Below are 17,285 nucleotides of genomic sequence, written 5' to 3'. Positions count from 1 at the left end.
ATGGATCCCGGTGAACCTCCGGCGAACAACAGCACACCGGCCGGCGAAGTGGGCGATGTACCGCTCAGGACGCCCGTACGGTGACCGGACGATTCTTCGTCGGTCGCGTGTGCGATCTTCGGGTCCGAGGGGGGCACACAGCCGTGGAATGGCTCAGCGCGGAGAATGTCGTCGCCGTGGCCACCGCGGCCCTGGGCATCGTGGCCTCACTGGGGGTGCTCTGGTACGAGCGCCGGGTGCCGCGGCGTGTCCGTATCGGCTACCGGGTACAGCTCGACACCCCGGTGAGCAGCGCGGAGCGCACCGGCAGCGCCGGGGTGCGACTGGGCCTCTTCCAGGACAATCCGCATCTCTCCGACGCCACCCTCGTTCTGCTGCGGATCGAGAACGACGGCTCCCAGAGCATCGCCGACGCCGACTACACCGGACGTGAACTCCACGGTCTGACGGCGGAGTTCACCTCCCGGACGATCCGCGGGGTCGCGGTCACCGCGCCGCGGGGCGCCGACCATGTGCTGGACCACTTCACCCCGGCGGCCGGGCTGCGCCACGCCGACGGCACCGTCTATCTGCCCCGTGTGCCGCTCAACCGGGGCCAGCACTTCAAGCTGCTCGTGCTGCTCACCGGGGGAGCGGTCGGGGACACGATCCGGGTCAGCGGAGGGATCAGGGACGGCGAGGTCTCCCCCAACCGCAGCACGACACCCGACGACACCCCGCCCCTGTTCAGCCGCGCGTCCCGGCTGATCACCGTCCTGCTCACGGTCTGTGTGGTGGCGCTGGCCTCGATCATCGTCGTACGGGACGACGTCCGGCCGCCGATGGGGTGCGCGAAGGGGGAGCTGCTCCTGACCGGCTCCACGGCCTTCAAACCGGTCGCCGAGGATCTGGCGGTGAAGTACGAGCAGGACTGCGCGGGCTCCACCGTCACCGTCGACGCGCGCGGCAGCCGCGAGGGCCTCCTGGAGCTGAACGAGCGGGGCGAGGCGGCGAAGGACGGCTCACCCCCGCTGATCGCGCTGTCCGATGTTCCCAAGGGTGACCGCCTCGCCCTGCTGAGCCCGAACGAGGTGGCCGTCTCCGCCTACACCCTCGTCGTCAACGACGCGGTGCCGCTGAGCGATCTGACGACCGAGCAGGTCCGGGCCGTCTACCGCGGTGACATCCGGACGTGGGACGAGCTGAAGGGCGGTCCCGAGGGCCTGCCCGTCATCCTCGCCAGCCGGAAATCGGACTCCGGCACCCGTGACATCTTCGAGAGGCGTGTCCTCGGCGGTCCGGAGAAGGCGTATTCCTCGGTGGACTGCCGAAGGAAGGACAGTGACCCGTCCTCCCCGGTCTTCCGCTGCGAGCTCGACAGCACCGACCGGGTCCTCGCCACCGTCGCGGCCACCCCCGGGGCCATCGGCTACACCGAGCTGCGCTCCGGCAGGCTGCCGAAGGGGCTCCACACGCTGAGCCTGGACGGACGCGGGGCCTCCCCGGACACGATCGCCGACGACGGCTACCCCTTCCGGGAGACCGAGTACGCGTACACCTACGGAAAGCCGCCCGCCGACTCCCTCGTGGCCAGCTTCCTCAACTACCTGCTGCGCGGCAGCGGCCAGGACGTGGTCCGCACCCACGGTCATCTGCCGTGCTCGTCCCCGAAGGGACGGTTCATCTGCGCGGGCCGCGCCGCTCAGTGAAACTGCGGAACGATCAGATACAGGCCGTACGCGACGGCCGCCGCGCAGGCGAGGAAGCACAGTCCGGCGACGGCCCTGGCCGGCACCGGGGGCCGCCGGCCGCCCCCGCCCGCCCCCGGGCGGCCGTCGGACGCGTCCCGCGGCGAGAGGAGGCGCACGCCCAGGGCGAAGACGAAGACGACCCCCACGGTGGCCCCGACGCTGACGAGGGCCACCTCACCCAGCCCGCTCCAGTCCAGGGCCACAGGGTCCGTACGGTCCATACGGTTCTCTTCCATCAGACGTTCGCCTTGGCGGCCCGGGAGCGGACCGTCACGGTGTGCTCGTCGTTGACATTGCCCGAATTCACCGGATTGCGGCGCGAGACGATCACGATGAAGGTCGCCACGGCCGCGGCGGCCAGGGCGACGACGACGGTGCCGACGGTGCCGCCGTATACGACCATGGCGGCGGCCAGCGCGCCCACGGCCGCGGCGGCGGGCAGGGTGACACACCAGCCGATGACCATCCGTCCGGCGATTCCCCAGCGCACCTCCGCCAGTCTTCTGCCCAGCCCCGCGCCGAGGATGGCGCCGGAGCAGACCTGGGTGGTGGAGAGGGCGAAGCCGAGATGGGCGGAGGTCAGGATCACGGTCGTGGCGGAGGACTCGGCGGTGAAGCCCTGAGGGGCGCGGATCTCGGTCAGCCCCCTGCCCATCGTCCTGATGATCCGCCAGCCGCCGAGATAGGTGCCGAGGGCGATCGACACGCCGGCGGAGGCCACGACCCACAGCGGCGGTCCCGAGTCCGGCGCGAGCGCCCCCGCCGAGATCAGGGTGAGCGTGATGACGCCCATCGTCTTCTGGGCGTCATTGGTGCCGTGCGCGACGGAGACCAGCGAGGCGGAGACGACCTGGCCCAGCCGGAAGCCGCGGTTGACGGAGGAGTCGCGGCCCCCGGCGGTGATCCGGTAGGCGAGATACGTCGCCAGCAGCGCGGCGAGACCGGCGATCAGCGGCGACGCCACGGCCGGCAGGATGATCTTCTCCATCACCACGTCGAAGTGCACCCCGTGCCGTCCCGCACCCACCCACACGGCACCGATGAGCCCGCCGAACAGGGCGTGCGAGGAACTGGACGGCAGTCCCAGCAGCCAGGTCACGAGATTCCACAGGGTCGCCCCGATCAGACCGGCGAAGACCATGCCCGGCGTGACCAGGGTGTCGTCCACGATGCCGCCGGAGATCGTCCGGGCGACCTGGGTGGAGAGGAACGCCCCCACGAGATTGAGGACGCCGCTGATGAGGACCGCGATCCTGGGACGCAGCGCCCCGGTGGCGATCGAGGTCGCCATGGCGTTGGCGGTGTCGTGGAACCCGTTGGTGAAGTCGAACGCCAGGGCGGTCAGGATCACCACGCCCACAAGAAAGGTGATGTGGTCCATTCGCCTCATCCAAGCGGAGCGGCGGACACCCGGCCGAGAGGCGCCGTGGGGACGCCGGGTGCTTCCTCCCAAAGGATGAGCGGACCGTACCCCCTGGTGCTCATGTGCCCTCTGTGAGCTCTGGGGGTCCTGTGTGCCGTGTGCGGGGTGTGTGCGGTGATGCCCGGAATCGCGCCGACGGCCCGTCAGCCGCGCCCGGGGGCACGGAGGGTGCCCCGGCGCCGTGAGGCGGCGCGTCGCGGCGCCCGCGCGCCCGGGAGCGCCGGTTCCGGAATTTTGACATTGCCTTGACAAATTAAGAGCCCATTGCCAGGCTGCAAAACTCTAGCGAGATTCCGCAATTACGTTGACGCCGCATCGAATCCACTCCGCCCCACCGGTACGGCTGTTGCACGGGTGACGGGACATCACCCGAGCGCAGGCTCTTCCCCCAGTGACACGGCAGCGCGATGTCGTGCGCCCATGCCTGACTCACCCCCCCCGCAAGGTCAGGAAGGATGCTCCATGTCAGGACCGTCAGGACTGTCAGGACAGAGGCCGAGACGCCTCTGGTCGCGATGGCTCACCGCGTTGGCACTGGTCGTCGGCGGTGGCGCCGTCGCGGTGCCCGCGGCCGGCGCCCCGGCCGCCGTCGCTGCCCCCGCAGCGCCCGCGGCCATTCCGGCCGGTGACTACCAGCAAGTACAACTCGCCCTTGGTGCCGCCGAGTTGGGCGAGGCAATGTCTCTCGCGGTCCTGCCGGACCGCGCGGTCGTCCACACGGCGCGCGACGGCACGGTCCGGTACACGGACGCCGCGGGCAACACGAAGACGGCCGGCAAGCTGGACGTCTACACGCATGACGAGGAGGGGCTCCAGGGGATCGCCGCCGACCCCGGCTTCGCCTCGAACCGCTATCTCTATCTGTACTACTCGCCCAAGCTGAACACCCCGGGCGGTGACGCGCCCGTCACCGGCAGCGCCGCCTCCTTCGAGCCGTGGAAGGGACACCTCAACCTCTCCCGGTTCACGCTGAGGACCGACGGCACCCTCGACCTGGCGAGCGAGAAGGTCGTCCTCGAAGTGCCCAACGACCGCGGCCAGTGCTGCCACGTCGGCGGGGACATCGACTTCGACGCCGCCGGCAACCTGTATCTGACCACCGGCGACGACACCAACCCCTTCGAGTCGAGCGGCTACGCGCCGATCGACGAACGGACGGACCGCAACCCGCAGTTCGACGCGCAGCGCTCCTCCGGCAACACCAACGACCTGCGCGGCAAGGTCCTCAGGATCAAGCCGACGGCCGCCGGCGGCTACACCGTCCCGGCCGGCAACCTCTTCGCTCCCGGTACGGCGAACACCCGGCCCGAGATCTACGCGATGGGCTTCCGCAACCCCTTCCGGATGTCCGTCGACAAGGCCACCGGCATCGTCTACCTCGGTGACTACGGCCCCGACGCGGGCGGCACCGACGGCGGCGGGCGCGGACCCAGCGGCCAGGTCGAGTTCAACCGCATCACCGCGCCCGGCAACTACGGCTGGCCGTACTGCACCGGCACGAACACCGCTGCCGAGACCTACGGTGAGTACACCTTCCCGAACGGTCCCTCCGGGGCGAAGTACAACTGCGCCGGCGGCCCGGCCAACAACTCGTTCCGCAACACCGGCCAGGCCACCCTGCCCGCGGCCAAGGCGAGCTGGATCAAGTACGGCGGCGACGCCGGCTCCCCGCCCGAGTTCGGCGGCGGCTCCGAATCGCCCATGGGCGGACCCGTCTACCGCTACGACGCGAACCTGAACTCCAACGTGAAGTTCCCGCAGTCCCTCGACGGACGGTTCTTCGCCGCTGAGTACGGCCGTAAGTGGATCAAGGCCATCGAGGTGAAGGCCGACGGCACCCCCGGTGTCATCGAGGCCTTCCCCTGGACCGGCACCCAGGTCATGGACCAGGCCTTCGGCCCGGACGGCGCGCTGTATGTGCTCGACTACGGCACCGGCGCCAACAACCAGGCGCTGTACCGGATCGAGTACGTCGGCGGCAGCAACCGCAACCCGATCGCCGCCGCGGCGGCGAACCGGACCTCGGGCCCCGTCCCGCTGGCCGTCACCTTCTCCTCGGCGGGCAGCTCCGACCCCGAGGGCAGGCCCCTGACCTACTCCTGGAACTTCGGCGACGGCGCCACGTCCACCGCGGCCAACCCGTCGCACACCTACACCACCGCGGGCACCTACCGGCCGACCCTGACGGTCAGGGACCCGGAGGGGCTCACCGGTACGGCGAGTCTCGTGGTGACGGCGGGCAACACGGCGCCGACCGTCAATCTCACCGCCCCCAAGGACGGTGAACTGTTCTCCTTCGGCGACACCGTGCCCTTCTCGGTCACCGTCAGCGACCCCGAGGACGGGGCCATCGACTGTGCCAAGGTCAAGGTGACCTATCTCCTCGGCCATGACGAGCACCGTCACGCGATCACCTCGAAGAACGGCTGCACCGGCACCATCGCCGTGCCGACCGACGGCGAGCACGACAGCGCCGCCAACATCTACGGGGTCTTCGACGCCGAGTACACCGACGGCGCCGGGCTGACCACGCACAGCGCCCGGATCCTCCAGCCCCGCCACCGGCAGGGCGAGCACTTCTCCGCGCAGTCCGGTATCCAGGTGGCCGCGCACGGCAACGCCGAGGGCGGCAACACCATCGGCTTCACCGACAACGGCGACTGGATCTCCTTCAAGCCGTACGCCCTGGGCAACGCCAACCGCGTCACCGCCCGCGTCTCGTCCGGCGGTACGGGCGGCACCATCGAGGTACGGACGGGCTCCGCGACCGGCACCCTGCTCGGCACGGTGACCGTACCGGTGACCGGCGGCTGGGAGACCTTCACCGATGTCTCGGCCAACCTGACCAACGCCCCGGCGGCCTCCACGGAGCTGTTCCTCGTCTTCAAGGGACCGACGGGCCAGGGCAACCTCTTCGACCTCGACGCCTTCACCTTCGCCACCGGCAGCACCCCGTCGAGCCAGACGGTGGAGGGCGAGTCGTACTCCTCGTCGCAGGGCGTCCAGGCCGCCGACCACGCCGCGGCCAGCGGCGGCAGGACGCTCGGCTACATCGAGAACGGTGACTGGGCGGGATACGCCTCCGTGCCCACCGCCGGGGGCAAGACCTTCGCCGCGAAGGTCTCCTCGGCCGGGGCCGGCGGCACCATCACGGTCCGCTCCGGATCGGCCACCGGAGCGGTGCTCGGTACCGTGGCCGTACCGGTGACCGGCGGCTGGGAGACCTTCACCAATGTCTCCACCGCCCTGACCGGCACGGCCAGCTCGGGAGCGCTGTTCCTCACCTTCACCGGCGGCGCCGGCTCCCTGTTCGACATCGACACCCTCACCCTCACCAAGTGACCTACGGGAAAGGGATACTGATGCTCCATCAGCTACGCCGGCTCCCGTCGGCCGCCGCGTCGGCCTTCGTCGTCGCGCTCGCACTCGTGGGGGCCTTCCTGACACCGGCCGTGACCGCGCACGCGGCGGACCCGGCCTACAGGGTGCTCGTCTTCTCCAAGACGGCGGGCTTCCGCCACGACTCGATCCCGGCCGGCACGCAGGCCATCCGTGACCTCGGCGCGGCCAACAACTTCACCGTCACGGCCACCGAGGACAGCGCGGCCTTCACCACGGCCAATCTGGCCCAGTTCAAGACGGTGGTGTTCCTGAGCACCACCGGCGATGTGCTCAACGACAGCCAGCAGTCGGCCCTCCAGTCGTATCTCGACGGTGGCGGCGGCTATGTCGGGGTGCACGCGGCGGCCGACACCGAGTACGGCTGGCCGCAGTACGAGGGGATCGTCGGTGCCTGGTTCAAGAGCCACCCGGCGATCCAGCAGGCCACGCTGAAGAACGAGGACCGGGCCCACGCGGCCACCTCGCATCTCGGCCAGACCTGGTCGCGCACCGATGAGTGGTACAACTACCGCGCCAACCCCCGCGGCAATGTCCGGGTGCTCCAGAGCCTGGACGAGAGCACCTACAGCGGCGGGGAGATGAGCGGCGACCACCCCATCACCTGGTGCCACCCGCAGGGCAACGGACGGTCGTTCTACACCGGGCTCGGGCACACCGCCGAGTCGTACGCCGACCCCGCCTTCCGCTCCCTGCTGCTCGGCGGAATCCGCTACGCGGCCGGCTTCGCCAAGGCCGACTGCCGCGCGGAGACGGGCTACACCCCGCTCTACACCGGCTCGACCACCGGCTGGGCCCAGGCGGGACCCGGCAGCTTCACCAACACCGACGCCACCCTCACCTCCACGGGCGGCATGGGCCTGTTCTGGTACCAGGCGAAGCAGTACACCTCGTACTCCCTGAAGCTGGACTGGCGGATGCCCGGGGACGACAACTCCGGTGTGTTCGTGGGCTTCCCCGCCTCCAGCGACCCCAACTCGGCGGTGAACCAGGGGTACGAGATCCAGATCGACGCCACCGACACCGCGGACAGGACGACCGGCTCGATCTACGGTTTCAAGTCGGCCGACACCGCCGCGCGGGACGGCGCGCTCAACCCGCCGGGCGCCTGGAACACCTATGAGATCCGGGTGGAGGGGGAGCGGCTCCAGGTCTTCCTCAACGGTGTGAAGATCAATGACTTCACCAACACCGACCCGGTGCGCTCCCTCCAGCAGGGACACATCGGCATCCAGAACCACGGCACCGGCGACGATGTGTCGTTCCGCAATGTCCGGATCAAGGAACTGGGTGGCGGCACCACTCCGTCGTCGACCTTCGAGGGCGAGTCGTACACCTCCTCGGCGGGTGTCCAGCCCGCCGACCACGCGAACGCGAGCGGCGGCCGGACCCTCGGCTACATCGAGAACGGCGACTGGGCCGGTTACTCCCAGACCTCCCTCACGGGGACCAGGAACTTCAGCGCGAAGGTCTCCTCGGGCGGTTCGGGCGGTACCCTCCAGGTCCGTTCCGGATCAGCCACCGGACCGGTGCTCGGCTCGGTGGCCATCCCCAACACCGGCGGCTGGGAGACCTTCCGGACCGTCTCCACCCCGCTGACCGGCACCCCGTCGGGACCGGTCTTCCTCACCTTCACCGGCGGGGCGGGCTCCCTGTTCGACATCGACACCTTCACGCTGGAGAAGCAGGCGGCGTTACAGGCCCTGTCGGCGAATGTCCATCTCTTCTACTACCCGTGGTACGGCAGCCCCGCCAAGTACGGCAGCTACCGCCACTGGCAGCAGGGCGGCCGCACGCCGCCGCAGGACATTGGCGCCGATCTCTACCCGAAGCTCGGGGCGTACGACTCCGGTGACTACACCGGCGCCGTCGCGCAGCACATGAAGTGGGTCAAGCAGTCCGGCGCGGGCGTCATCGTCTACAGCTGGTGGGGCAAGGACGGCTACGAGGACACCCTCGCCAGGGGTGTCCTGGACGCCGCCCAGCGGGAGGGCGTCAAGGTGGCCTGGCACATCGAGCCCTACGCGGGCCGCACCGCGGCCTCCGTGGTGTCCGACATCCAGTACATCAACGCCACCTACGGCAGCCATCCCGCCTTCTACCGCGACGCCGAACACAACAACCGCGCGGCCTTCTACATCTTCGAGAGCCTCAGGACGACGGACTGGGCCGCCCTCGACCAGGTCACGCAGAACAACACGGTCCTGGCGCAGACCACCGACACCAGCAAGATCGCGCACTTCTCGGGTCTCTACACCTACGACGGCATCGCGGGCGCCACGGCGCCCGGCTGGAAGCAGGCCGGAGACTACGCGCGCGCGAACGGACTGATCTGGGCCCCCTCGGTCGCCCCCGGCTACATCGACGACCGCGCGGTCCCGGGCAACACCACCCCGACCCTCGGCAGGGAGAACGGCGCCACCTACGACAAGGAGTGGAACAACGCGCTCGACCCCGCCATCGGCGGATCACCCACCTGGGTCTCCGTCACCTCCTTCAACGAGTGGCACGAGGGCAGTTCGATCGAACCGGCCTCCTCCGCACCGCCCGGTGGCTTCGGCTACCAGACCTTCTCGGGCGCGTACGGGAAGACCGGCGCGGACGCCGAGAACGCCTATCTCGACCGCACGAAGCACTGGGTGACCCAGTTCGACGCGCGGCGGGTGCGCTGACGCGAGGACGACATCAGGAACCATCCGCACGGATGAGATACACGGACGGGCCCCGGGGCAACCCGGGGCCCGTTCCCGTGCTCGTCCCGTCGCGCGTCCCCGTTCCCCTGCCGGTCCCCGCGCCCGGCTCCGTAGCCGTCCGTCCTTCGCCCGTCCGTCCTTCCTTTGCCCGTCCGTCCTTCGACCGTCCGTCCGGCCTGTCCGCCTGTTCGTCCCTCGTCCGCACGGCCGGGCTTAAGGCGGTGGCTATGCGCCTGCCACCGGCCCGTGGCGGGGGCGTCGCCTTCCGGCCACCACCTCCTGCGAGCCTCCACAGATGCTCGCCCTGAACGCGGATGTGGACCCGAACCGATGCCGGACCCTGGGGCTCGCGGGTTCTGTCGCGCTCACCGCCGGCGGTCTGACCGCGGGCGCGCTGCCGGTACGTGAGGAACTCCTGCCCACCTCCGGCCGCGCCGCGCTGGGAGTGCTCTGCGCGTACTTCGGGCTCGTCCTGCTGATCGCCGCCTGGTGGTGGCTGGGCCGCGCGGTGCGCGGCCCCCGGCCCCCCACGCCCCGCGCGCTGCTGGTGACCCTCGGCACCTGGGCGGCGCCCCTGCTGCTCGGACCGCCCCTGTTCAGCCGCGACGTGTACAGCTATCTGGCCCAGGGCGCCATGGTCGACGCCCGGATCGACGTCTACACCTACGGGCCCGCGCGGTTGGGCGGCCCGCTCGCCACCGAGGTGCCGCCCGTCTGGCAGCACACCCCGGCACCGTACGGTCCCGTGTTCCTCGCCGCCGCGGCGAAGGCCGCCGACCTGGCCCATGCCGATATGTCCGCCGGCATCCTCGGCATGCGGCTGGTCGCGCTGCTCGGCGTCGGGCTGATGATCGCCTTTCTGCCGCTGCTCGCCGACCGCTGCGGGGTGGAGCGCTCCGCCGCGCTCTGGCTCGGCGCGCTCAACCCGCTGGTGCTGCTCCATCTGGTCGCGGGCGCCCACAACGACGCCCTGATGCTGGGGCTGCTCGGGGCCGGACTCGTGGCGGCCCTGGGCGGATGGCCGCTCAGAGCGGCGCTCCTGGTCTCCCTGGCCGCGCTGGTGAAGGCGCCCGCGGCGCTCGGGCTGCTCGCGGTCGCCGTCCTCTGGTCCGGCCACTTGACCGGACGTGCCCGTACCCTCAGGGCCGCGGCGCTGACCTGTGCCGTCGCCCTCGCCACCACGGTGGCCGTCACGGCCGTCACCGGCACGGGCTACGGCTGGCTCGGCGCGCTGAGCACCCCCGTCTCCCCCGACAACTGGTCGCTCACCAGCGGACTCGGCCGGCTCAGCGGGGCACTGCTGGACGCCGCGGGCAGTGGGCTCGCCGATCTGGCCGTACCCGTGTGGCGGTGGCTCGGCCTGGTGGCCACCGCCGTGGCCGTGGTGGTCCTGTGGCTGCGCCGGGTGCGGCTGGGCCCGGTCTACGCGCTGGCGCTGAGTCTGCTCGCGGTCTTCGCGCTGGGCCCGGCCTTCCGGCCGTGGTACGCGCTGTGGGGGCTGTTCCTCATCGCCGCGGCGGCCCCCGACGGCCGGGTACGGCGCTGGGCCGCGGCCGGCAGCGGTGTGCTCGCCCTGGGGCTGCTGCCCAGCGGCTACCCCCCGGACGGAATGCAGTTGACGCTGGCCGTGGGCGGGGGCGCGCTCGCACTGCTCGCGCTCTGGTGGATGTTCGAGATGTCGGCCCCCGGCGGCGTCCCCTCACGCACCCGGGCCGTGTCATGAGAGGGCAGGCCCTGACCCCGGCGACGGCCGCCGGGCGGATCACCGCCGCCGTGTGCCTGGTCGTGGCCACCGCCGTCTTCCTCGTGACCGTCCCCCTGCACCGCGACTTCTTCGACGTCGGTGTCTACTACGGGACGGTCGACGACTGGGTCCACCACGACGGCCGGATCTACGACTATCTCCGTCCCGGCACCCACTACGGCTTCACCTACCCGCCGTTCGCCGCCGTCTCCATGCTGCCGATGGCACTGGTCTCCTGGCCGGTGGCCGTGGGGATCAGTGTCGCGCTGAGCGTCGTGGCGTCGGCGCTGTTGCTGCACTGGCTGGTGGGCCCGCTCATCCGGCGCACCTGCCGGAGCCGCTGGTTCGCCTTCACCGTGGCCGGCTGTCTGTTCGCGCTGCTCGAACCTGTACGGGACACCTTCAGCTTCGGCCAGGTGAATCTGCTGCTCGTCGCGCTCGTCCTCGCCGACGCCCGGCTGCTGGCGACCGGACGCGGGCGGTACGCCGGGATCGGGATCGGTCTCGCCTCCGCGATCAAGCTCACGCCCGCGCTCTTCATCCTCTATCTGCTGATCACGGGCCGTCGGCGGCAGGCGGGCGTGGCGGCGGGCACTGCGTGCGCGGCGACGCTGCTCGCGGCGCTGATCGACCCCGCGGCCAGCCGTGCCTTCTGGACCGACGCGCTGTGGAACACCGACCGTGTCGGCTCGCTCAGCTATGTCTCCAACCAGTCGCTGCAAGGTGTGCTCGCCCGTCTCCAGCCGGACCACCCCAGCCGCGCGGTGTGGCTGGCCTGTGTCCTCGTCGTGCTCGCGCTCTGGGCCCACCGGGCCCGCGCGGCGGTCCGGGACGGGGACGACCGGGCCGGGTTCGCCCTGACCGCGCTGGCCGCGTGCCTGGTCAGCCCGGTCACCTGGGTCCACCATCTCGTGTGGGTGATCCCCGCCCTCGTCGTCCTGGCGGACACCGCGCTGCGCGGCGAACGGAAGGAACGCCGGGCGCCGTCGGTGCTGCCGGTGCTGTCCGCGCCGTCAGCGCTGTGGGTGGTGTGCGCCGCGCTGTACGTGATCCTGTGCAGCAGTGTCGTCTGGCTCTGGCGCTGGAACTCGACCGGCCCGGACGCCTTCCTCGGCGCGAACACCTATGTGTGGATCACCCTCGGCCTGCTGTTCGTACCGCTGCCGCCGCGGAGCCGGCCACCCGGACAGCCCGGCCCGCACGGGGCGGCGGCCCTGGCCGGGGGAGAGGCCGAGGGACATGCCGGGGCAGGGACGGGCCGAGGGGACCGGAGGAGGATCCACCGCTTTTCGGGGTAAACGCAGGGCGGCAGCACATGGGTCGTCGATGGGCGGGTGAGGTGATATGTCCGAACACATCAGGAGTGTGGTGGTACCGGCCGGGCGGACGCGGCCGGCGGGGGCCCGGGGAGCGGCGCGCCGGGGTGCCGTGGCAGCCGCCGTGGTCCTGCTGGCCGTCGGCACGGCCGCGTGCGGTGGCTCGGGCCCGGGTCCGGGACCAGGCTCCGACGGTTCCGCCGCCGTGGGCTCCGCCGTCACGCCCTCGGCGGGCGGTACGCGGGGGACACCCGGAGCGTCGAGCGCACCGCCTGCACCGGCCGCCCCGGACCGGCCGGCACCGCCGGTCTCCGCCACGCCCCCCGTCTCCTCCGCATCCCGGGCCGCCCCCTCGTCACGCTGTACGGCGGACAGGCTGCGGCTGAGCCTCGGCCCCCCGGACGCGGGCGCGGGCAATATCCGCTACGACCTGCGGCTCACCAACCGGGGACCGGACGCGTGCACCCTGCTGGGCTTCCCCGGTGTCTCCCTGCTCGCGGGGGACGGCGCTCCCCTCGGCACACCGGCCACCCGCGAGGGCCCGTCGCTCGGCGCGGTACGGCTCGCTCCCGGTGCCGGCGCGGAGGTCACCCTGCACACCCTGAACCGGGGGATCAGGGGCTCGTCCTGCGAACCCGCGCCCAGCCTTCTGCGGATCTATCCGCCCGGCTCCAAGGACGCGATGACGCTCCGTACGTCCGTGCCGGTCGTCTGCGGCGGCACCTTCACCACGACGGCGGTCCGGCCGGGCTGAGCGCTCGTGGGGGATCAGGTCCCGCCGAAGAGCTGGGTCCAGTAGGTGCCGGCCGGGCCGCCGCCCGCGAAGCCGACGCCGAGATGGGTGAAGCCGGGCTTGAGGATATTGGCCCGGTGGCCCGGACTGTTCATCCATCCCCTGACCACCTCGCGCGGGCTCCGCTGGCCGCAGGCGATGTTCTCCCCGATGCCCCGGTGGGGGGCGCCCGCGGCGGCCGCGCGGTCCCAGGGCGCGAGCCCCTCGGGGGACGTGTGCGCGTAGAAGGCGCGTGCCGCCATGTCGGCGCTGTAGGCCTGCGCGGCCGCCGCCAGCCGCGGATCGTCGGCCAGCGGACGCAGCCCTGCCGCCGTCCGCTCCGCGTTGGTGAGGGCGAGGACCTCGGCGGCCGTCCGTATCAGTCCGCCGGAGGTGAAGGGGCGTGCCCACAGCGCCGTCCAGTAGACCTCGCCCGTGCGGGCGTCGACGGCGCGGCCGAGTCCGGTGTCGGTCAGGGCCGGGTCGTACAGCGGCTCCCGGGCCGTCCCGTCGCCGAGGCAGTACGCCACGAAGGCGCGGGGCGTGCGGGGCCCGGAGACCAGATGCTGGTCGATACGGAGATAGCGGTAGCCGCCCGAGACGATCCGCTGGAAGACGGAGATCCCGTCCGCGCCCTCCGCGCCGAGCCGCCGCTGTGCCGCCATCGCCGCCGCGTGGGCCCGTGCCGCGGCCGACAGGCCGCTGTGCAGGGTGAGGGCGGGGACCCCCGCCCTGAGCCGCTCGGCCCGGACGAGCGCCGCGAACTCGGCCGCGTCGGCCGGCTCCGCCGACGGGCCGCGCCCCACCGCCCCGGCACTCGTGCGGACGGCCCGCGGCGGGGCGGCGGGCGTGGTGGTGGCTTCCCCGGTGACCTCCACCCCGAAGTCCCGGGCGATTCCGGCCAGCCCGTCCGCGTACCCCTGACCGAGCGCGCGCAGCTTCCATCCGGCGCCGCGCCGGTAGATCTCGGCCAGCAGCAGTACCGTCTCGTGCGCCGGGCGCGCGGGGGTGAAGCGGGCGAGAACGCCCCGGCCGCCGCTCGCGCGGACGGTCAGCGTCGGAACCGGCAGCCGGCCCAGGGCGGTCCCGGGCTCCGCCGGGCTGAGGACCACCGTGACCCGGCTCGCGCCCGTCCGCAGCCGCCGCGGATCCACGCCGATCCCGCCGTCGTACAGCCGGGCGCCGGGCGCCGACGGCTGGTTGTAGAAGACGAAGTCGCCGTCACCGCCGACCTTCCCGCTGTCGCCGGTGATGAGCAGGGACAGGTCGAACGGTCCCGGCACCTCGATCGTCAGCGCCGTGTCCGGCAGGGGCAGATTCCCTCCGGGAACCAGCTCGGTCATCGTCACCGCCCGTCGCGTCCCGTCCCTCAGGAGCGCCGGCCTCACGCGGCGCTGCTGGGGGAACGTCGCGCGGGGCCGCCGCGGTTCCGGGCCGGAGCCGTTCCCCGCCCGGCCGCGCCGCGGGCGCCCGGTCGCGACAGCCCCGGCGGGCCGCGACGGCGGTGGTCAGTCGTGGTTGTGCGTGGACGAGGTGTCGGCGGGCGGGACGGTACGGCCGCCGTCGTTGCCGCTGAGGATCACGGCGAGGAGGGCGATGACGGCCCCCGCCGCGGCGAGGCGCCCGCCGAGTCGCAGGCCCCAGCCCGCGCGGGAGCCGGAGTGGGCGCCGGGGCGCGAGAGCCGCTCGGAGCGGCGCGCGGGACGCAGCAGGCGCCCGAGCAGCAGCGCGGCGATGGGCAGTTGCAGCAGCCAGACGGTGGTGCGGAACCAGCCGTCGTACCAGACGTTCGTGCCGTAGAGCAGGGTGTGCCACACGCTCAGGACATAGACGACGATGACGAACCGGTGCAGGACCCGCCAGGTCTTGGGGCCGATGCGATGTCTGATGTAGAAGAGCAGCCCGAGCGGTACGGCCAGATAGAGGGCGGCCTGGCCGACCGGCATGGCGATCTGGCCGGTGCCCGAGTCGTAGCCGCCCGGCACGAACGCCTCGACGAAGGCGGTGGAGAGCCGCGCGTACCAGCCCGCGGTGTCGTGCCGTACCAACTCCGCGGCGAACAGCAGCGCGTGGGCGAGGATGAGGGCGATCGTGTTGAGGCTGGTCGTGCGGTGCAGCCGCTCCAGGCGCTGGCCCGACAGGGGCAGCCGGCCCGGCCGGGGCCCGGAGAGCAGAAGCCCCAGGACGACCGTGGTCCACGCCCACAGCAGGGCCGCCCAGCCGAAGGCCTGGCTGAGGAAGTACATCCAGAAGCCGCCCGCGTCGGCCATGAAGGGCATGACGGACACGGTCGACGACGTCTTCGCCTTGATACGGGCGTAGAGCAGGACGAAGACACCGGCGGTCACCGCCAGGGCGATCAGACCGTCCGGTATCGACGCCCGGAGATCCGACCTGAGGGTGATCCTGGGCTGCGACCGGTCCGTGGCGGCGGGGGCGGTGACGGTGGTGACAGCGGGCTCGGCGGGGCCGGGGGGACCGGCCGGACCGGTGGGGCCGGCCGGCTCGGGTTCGGCAGGGGTGGGGGACGGCTTCATCTGGGCGGCCTTCTCGACGGCTTCGGCGGGGTCACCCGAGCAGTCGGGTCCCGGCCGGGGAAAGTTCCCCGCGAGACGCTGTGACATGGATCACATCACCTGACTGTCCCTCTATAGCGGCCGAACCATCGACGTATCCGGATCAGCGGCCCTTTTCCGATGCTCCGTCACGGGTGACACGATGACCGCCATGAGAGCCGGGCCCGCACTCCGTCTCACACGCGCCGTGGTGTTCGCGGCCGTGTGCGTAGCGGTGTCCGGACTCGGTCACGCGCTCCAGTCCGGCACCCCGCTGCCGTGGCCCGCCCTGGTCCTCGCGCTGCCGGCCACGGGTGGCGCCGGCTGGTGGCTGGCGGGGCGTGAGCGCGGTGCCCCCGCCGTGGTGGGCGCGAGCGCGGCGGGACAGGTGATCCTGCACGCCCTCTTCAGCTGGACCCATGTCCTGCTGCCGGGTGCCGGCGACGCGCGGGCCATGGACATGCCAAGTTCGAGTCGTCCGGGTACGGCGGCGCACGTCCACGCCGGTACGGCCGAGGGGCCGATGGATGTCCTGACCCTCCTCCTCGCCTTCGACGGCCATTCCCTGATGTCCGGCATGGCCCTGGCCCACCTGCTGGCCGGACTGCTCTGCGGCTGGTGGCTCTGGCGCGGCGAAGCGGCGGTCCTCCAACTCGGGCGCTCGCTCGCGCTGTTCGTGAGCGCCCCGCTGCGCCGGGCCTGGCGGGTGCTGTCCGGCGCCGGACACCTGCCGCCGCGTCCCCGGACCGCCGCGCTCCACCGGCCGCACCGCCGTCCGCGCCGGTCCGTACCGCTCTACGGCATCTCCCGCCGCGGCCCGCCCTTCCTCCCGTCCTTCCTCTGAACCCTCGCCGCCGGCCCGTGTCCCCGGGGTCCGGTGCTCCGGCCGCCCCGGCCGGGCCCGTCCAGCGCGGCCGAGGGTCTCCCAGGCACGCACGCGTGCCTGTTCACAGGCATGCCGGTGAACCGTCGCCTCGGCGCGGAGACCGGCCACCGATGGCGCCGCCCTGTCTGCCCGGCGCGGCGCCGAGGACGTGAAGGACCCGGTGCGATGTTCCCTGCTCCCCCAGCACACCCACACTCCGTCAGATCCGGTCGGCGCGACCGGGAGATCACCGCGTGGGCGCTGGCCGCCGGCGCGGGAGACCGCGAGGCGGCCGAGCACTTCGTCCGTGCGACCTATGACGACGTGCGACGGTTCGTCGCGCATCTCAGCGCCGACGTGCCCGGCGCCGACGACCTGGCCCAGGAGACCTATCTGCGGGCCCTGAGCAGCCTGGCCACGTTCGCGGGCCGGTCCTGTGCCCGCACCTGGCTGCTGTCGATCGCGCGGCGCGTGGTCATCGACCGCTACCGCAACGCCGCCGCCCGGCCCCGGGTCGCCGACACCACCGACTGGCAGACGGCGGCCGAGCGCGCGCAGCCGCGCCATCTGCCCGGCTTCGACGAGACCGTCGCGGTGTTCGACGCCCTGGAGGCGATGGACCCGTCACGGCGGGAGGCCTTCGTACTGACCCAGTTACTGGGACTGTCCTACGCGGAGGCCGCCGGCGCCGCGGGCTGTCCTGTCGGTACGGTCCGCTCCCGGGTCGCGCGCGCCCGACGTGATCTGACCTCCGTGTGGCAGCCCGCCGGGGCCGTCCTCCCGTAAGC

General features: G+C 72.1%; 12 protein-coding genes. 8 read left to right on the top strand and 4 right to left on the bottom strand.

All coding sequences use genetic code 11. The annotated features are described in order from the left end of the window. Positions 1 to 143: 143 nt before the first annotated feature. Positions 144 to 1,688, top strand: coding sequence for a PstS family phosphate ABC transporter substrate-binding protein (locus ACFYYH_RS14270; protein WP_388550187.1), 1,545 nt, complete (start codon positions 144 to 146; stop codon positions 1,686 to 1,688). On the opposite strand, the gene ACFYYH_RS14265 is transcribed toward ACFYYH_RS14270, so the two are convergent. Continuing rightward, complete coding sequence (locus tag ACFYYH_RS14265; RefSeq protein ID WP_388550185.1) at positions 1,682 to 1,966, bottom strand: hypothetical protein; 285 nt, start codon at positions 1,964 to 1,966, stop codon at positions 1,682 to 1,684. The two genes, ACFYYH_RS14270 and ACFYYH_RS14265, sit on opposite strands and share 7 nt — an antisense overlap. Further along, positions 1,966 to 3,111 (bottom strand): anion permease, encoded by a 1,146-nt coding sequence (locus ACFYYH_RS14260; RefSeq protein ID WP_388550183.1) that lies wholly within the window; start codon positions 3,109 to 3,111, stop codon positions 1,966 to 1,968. The genes ACFYYH_RS14265 and ACFYYH_RS14260 overlap by 1 nt, the downstream gene beginning before the upstream one ends. Before the next feature lie 504 nt (positions 3,112 to 3,615). Here ACFYYH_RS14260 and ACFYYH_RS14255 point away from each other — a divergent pair. The 5 genes from ACFYYH_RS14255 (at position 3,616) to ACFYYH_RS14235 (ending at position 13,059) form a co-directional block, all read left to right on the top strand. Next, on the top strand, positions 3,616 to 6,495 hold the full coding sequence (locus ACFYYH_RS14255; RefSeq protein ID WP_388550180.1) for a carbohydrate-binding protein: 2,880 nt from the start codon (positions 3,616 to 3,618) through the stop codon (positions 6,493 to 6,495). Positions 6,496 to 6,515: 20 nt separating this feature from the next. Further along, positions 6,516 to 9,224 carry a ThuA domain-containing protein gene (locus ACFYYH_RS14250; protein ID WP_388550457.1) on the top strand — a complete coding sequence of 903 codons (2,709 nt, stop codon included), beginning with the start codon at positions 6,516 to 6,518 and terminating at the stop codon, positions 9,222 to 9,224. Positions 9,225 to 9,540: 316 nt separating this feature from the next. Further along, positions 9,541 to 10,968: a polyprenol phosphomannose-dependent alpha 1,6 mannosyltransferase MptB gene (mptB, locus tag ACFYYH_RS14245; RefSeq protein WP_388550178.1), complete on the top strand. Its 1,428-nt coding sequence runs from the start codon at positions 9,541 to 9,543 to the stop codon at positions 10,966 to 10,968. Next, entirely contained in the window at positions 10,965 to 12,287 is a 1,323-nt protein-coding gene (locus ACFYYH_RS14240; protein ID WP_388550176.1) for a glycosyltransferase 87 family protein, read from the top strand. Before mptB ends, ACFYYH_RS14240 begins: the two co-directional genes overlap by 4 nt. Before the next feature lie 130 nt (positions 12,288 to 12,417). Continuing rightward, positions 12,418 to 13,059, top strand: a complete 642-nt coding sequence (locus ACFYYH_RS14235; RefSeq protein ID WP_388550175.1) for a DUF4232 domain-containing protein — start codon at positions 12,418 to 12,420, stop codon at positions 13,057 to 13,059. Positions 13,060 to 13,073: 14 nt separating this feature from the next. On the opposite strand, the gene ACFYYH_RS14230 is transcribed toward ACFYYH_RS14235, so the two are convergent. Together ACFYYH_RS14230 and ACFYYH_RS14225 are read right to left on the bottom strand one after the other, a co-directional pair. Then, complete coding sequence (locus ACFYYH_RS14230) at positions 13,074 to 14,420, bottom strand: CAP domain-containing protein (RefSeq protein ID WP_388550173.1); 1,347 nt, start codon at positions 14,418 to 14,420, stop codon at positions 13,074 to 13,076. 165 nt (positions 14,421 to 14,585) lie between these two features. Beyond that, on the bottom strand, positions 14,586 to 15,614 hold the full coding sequence (locus ACFYYH_RS14225) for a ferric reductase-like transmembrane domain-containing protein (RefSeq protein WP_388550455.1): 1,029 nt from the start codon (positions 15,612 to 15,614) through the stop codon (positions 14,586 to 14,588). A gap of 190 nt (positions 15,615 to 15,804) precedes the next feature. On the opposite strand from ACFYYH_RS14225, the gene ACFYYH_RS14220 reads away from it, so the two are divergent. Together ACFYYH_RS14220 and ACFYYH_RS14215 are read left to right on the top strand one after the other, a co-directional pair. Next, a complete protein-coding gene (locus tag ACFYYH_RS14220) occupies positions 15,805 to 16,476 on the top strand; it encodes a hypothetical protein (protein ID WP_388550170.1) in 672 nt (223 codons plus the stop codon). Positions 16,477 to 16,683: 207 nt separating this feature from the next. Next, positions 16,684 to 17,283 (top strand): sigma-70 family RNA polymerase sigma factor, encoded by a 600-nt coding sequence (locus tag ACFYYH_RS14215; protein ID WP_388550167.1) that lies wholly within the window; start codon positions 16,684 to 16,686, stop codon positions 17,281 to 17,283. Positions 17,284 to 17,285: the final 2 nt, after the last annotated feature.

The sequence above is a fragment of the Streptomyces sp. NPDC002018 genome (genome assembly GCF_042890865.1).
Lineage (GTDB): Bacteria > Actinomycetota > Actinomycetes > Streptomycetales > Streptomycetaceae > Streptomyces.
Note: the sequence above shows the minus strand (reverse complement) of the source record. Positions and strands in the feature narration are given on the sequence as shown.

What these genes read in the sequence shown, in the direction of transcription:
- ACFYYH_RS14265 (WP_388550185.1), bottom strand. Translation starts at nt 1,966, where the DNA reads ATGGAAGAGAACCGTATGGACCGTACGGACCCTGTGGCCCTGGACTGG.
- ACFYYH_RS14260 (WP_388550183.1), bottom strand. Translation starts at nt 3,111, where the DNA reads ATGGACCACATCACCTTTCTTGTGGGCGTGGTGATCCTGACCGCCCTG.
- ACFYYH_RS14255 (WP_388550180.1), top strand. Translation starts at nt 3,616, where the DNA reads ATGTCAGGACCGTCAGGACTGTCAGGACAGAGGCCGAGACGCCTCTGG.
- ACFYYH_RS14250 (WP_388550457.1), top strand. Translation starts at nt 6,516, where the DNA reads ATGCTCCATCAGCTACGCCGGCTCCCGTCGGCCGCCGCGTCGGCCTTC.
- mptB (WP_388550178.1), top strand. Translation starts at nt 9,541, where the DNA reads ATGCTCGCCCTGAACGCGGATGTGGACCCGAACCGATGCCGGACCCTG.
- ACFYYH_RS14240 (WP_388550176.1), top strand. Translation starts at nt 10,965, where the DNA reads ATGAGAGGGCAGGCCCTGACCCCGGCGACGGCCGCCGGGCGGATCACC.
- ACFYYH_RS14230 (WP_388550173.1), bottom strand. Translation starts at nt 14,420, where the DNA reads ATGACCGAGCTGGTTCCCGGAGGGAATCTGCCCCTGCCGGACACGGCG.
- ACFYYH_RS14225 (WP_388550455.1), bottom strand. Translation starts at nt 15,614, where the DNA reads ATGAAGCCGTCCCCCACCCCTGCCGAACCCGAGCCGGCCGGCCCCACC.
- ACFYYH_RS14220 (WP_388550170.1), top strand. Translation starts at nt 15,805, where the DNA reads ATGAGAGCCGGGCCCGCACTCCGTCTCACACGCGCCGTGGTGTTCGCG.
- ACFYYH_RS14215 (WP_388550167.1), top strand. Translation starts at nt 16,684, where the DNA reads ATGTTCCCTGCTCCCCCAGCACACCCACACTCCGTCAGATCCGGTCGG.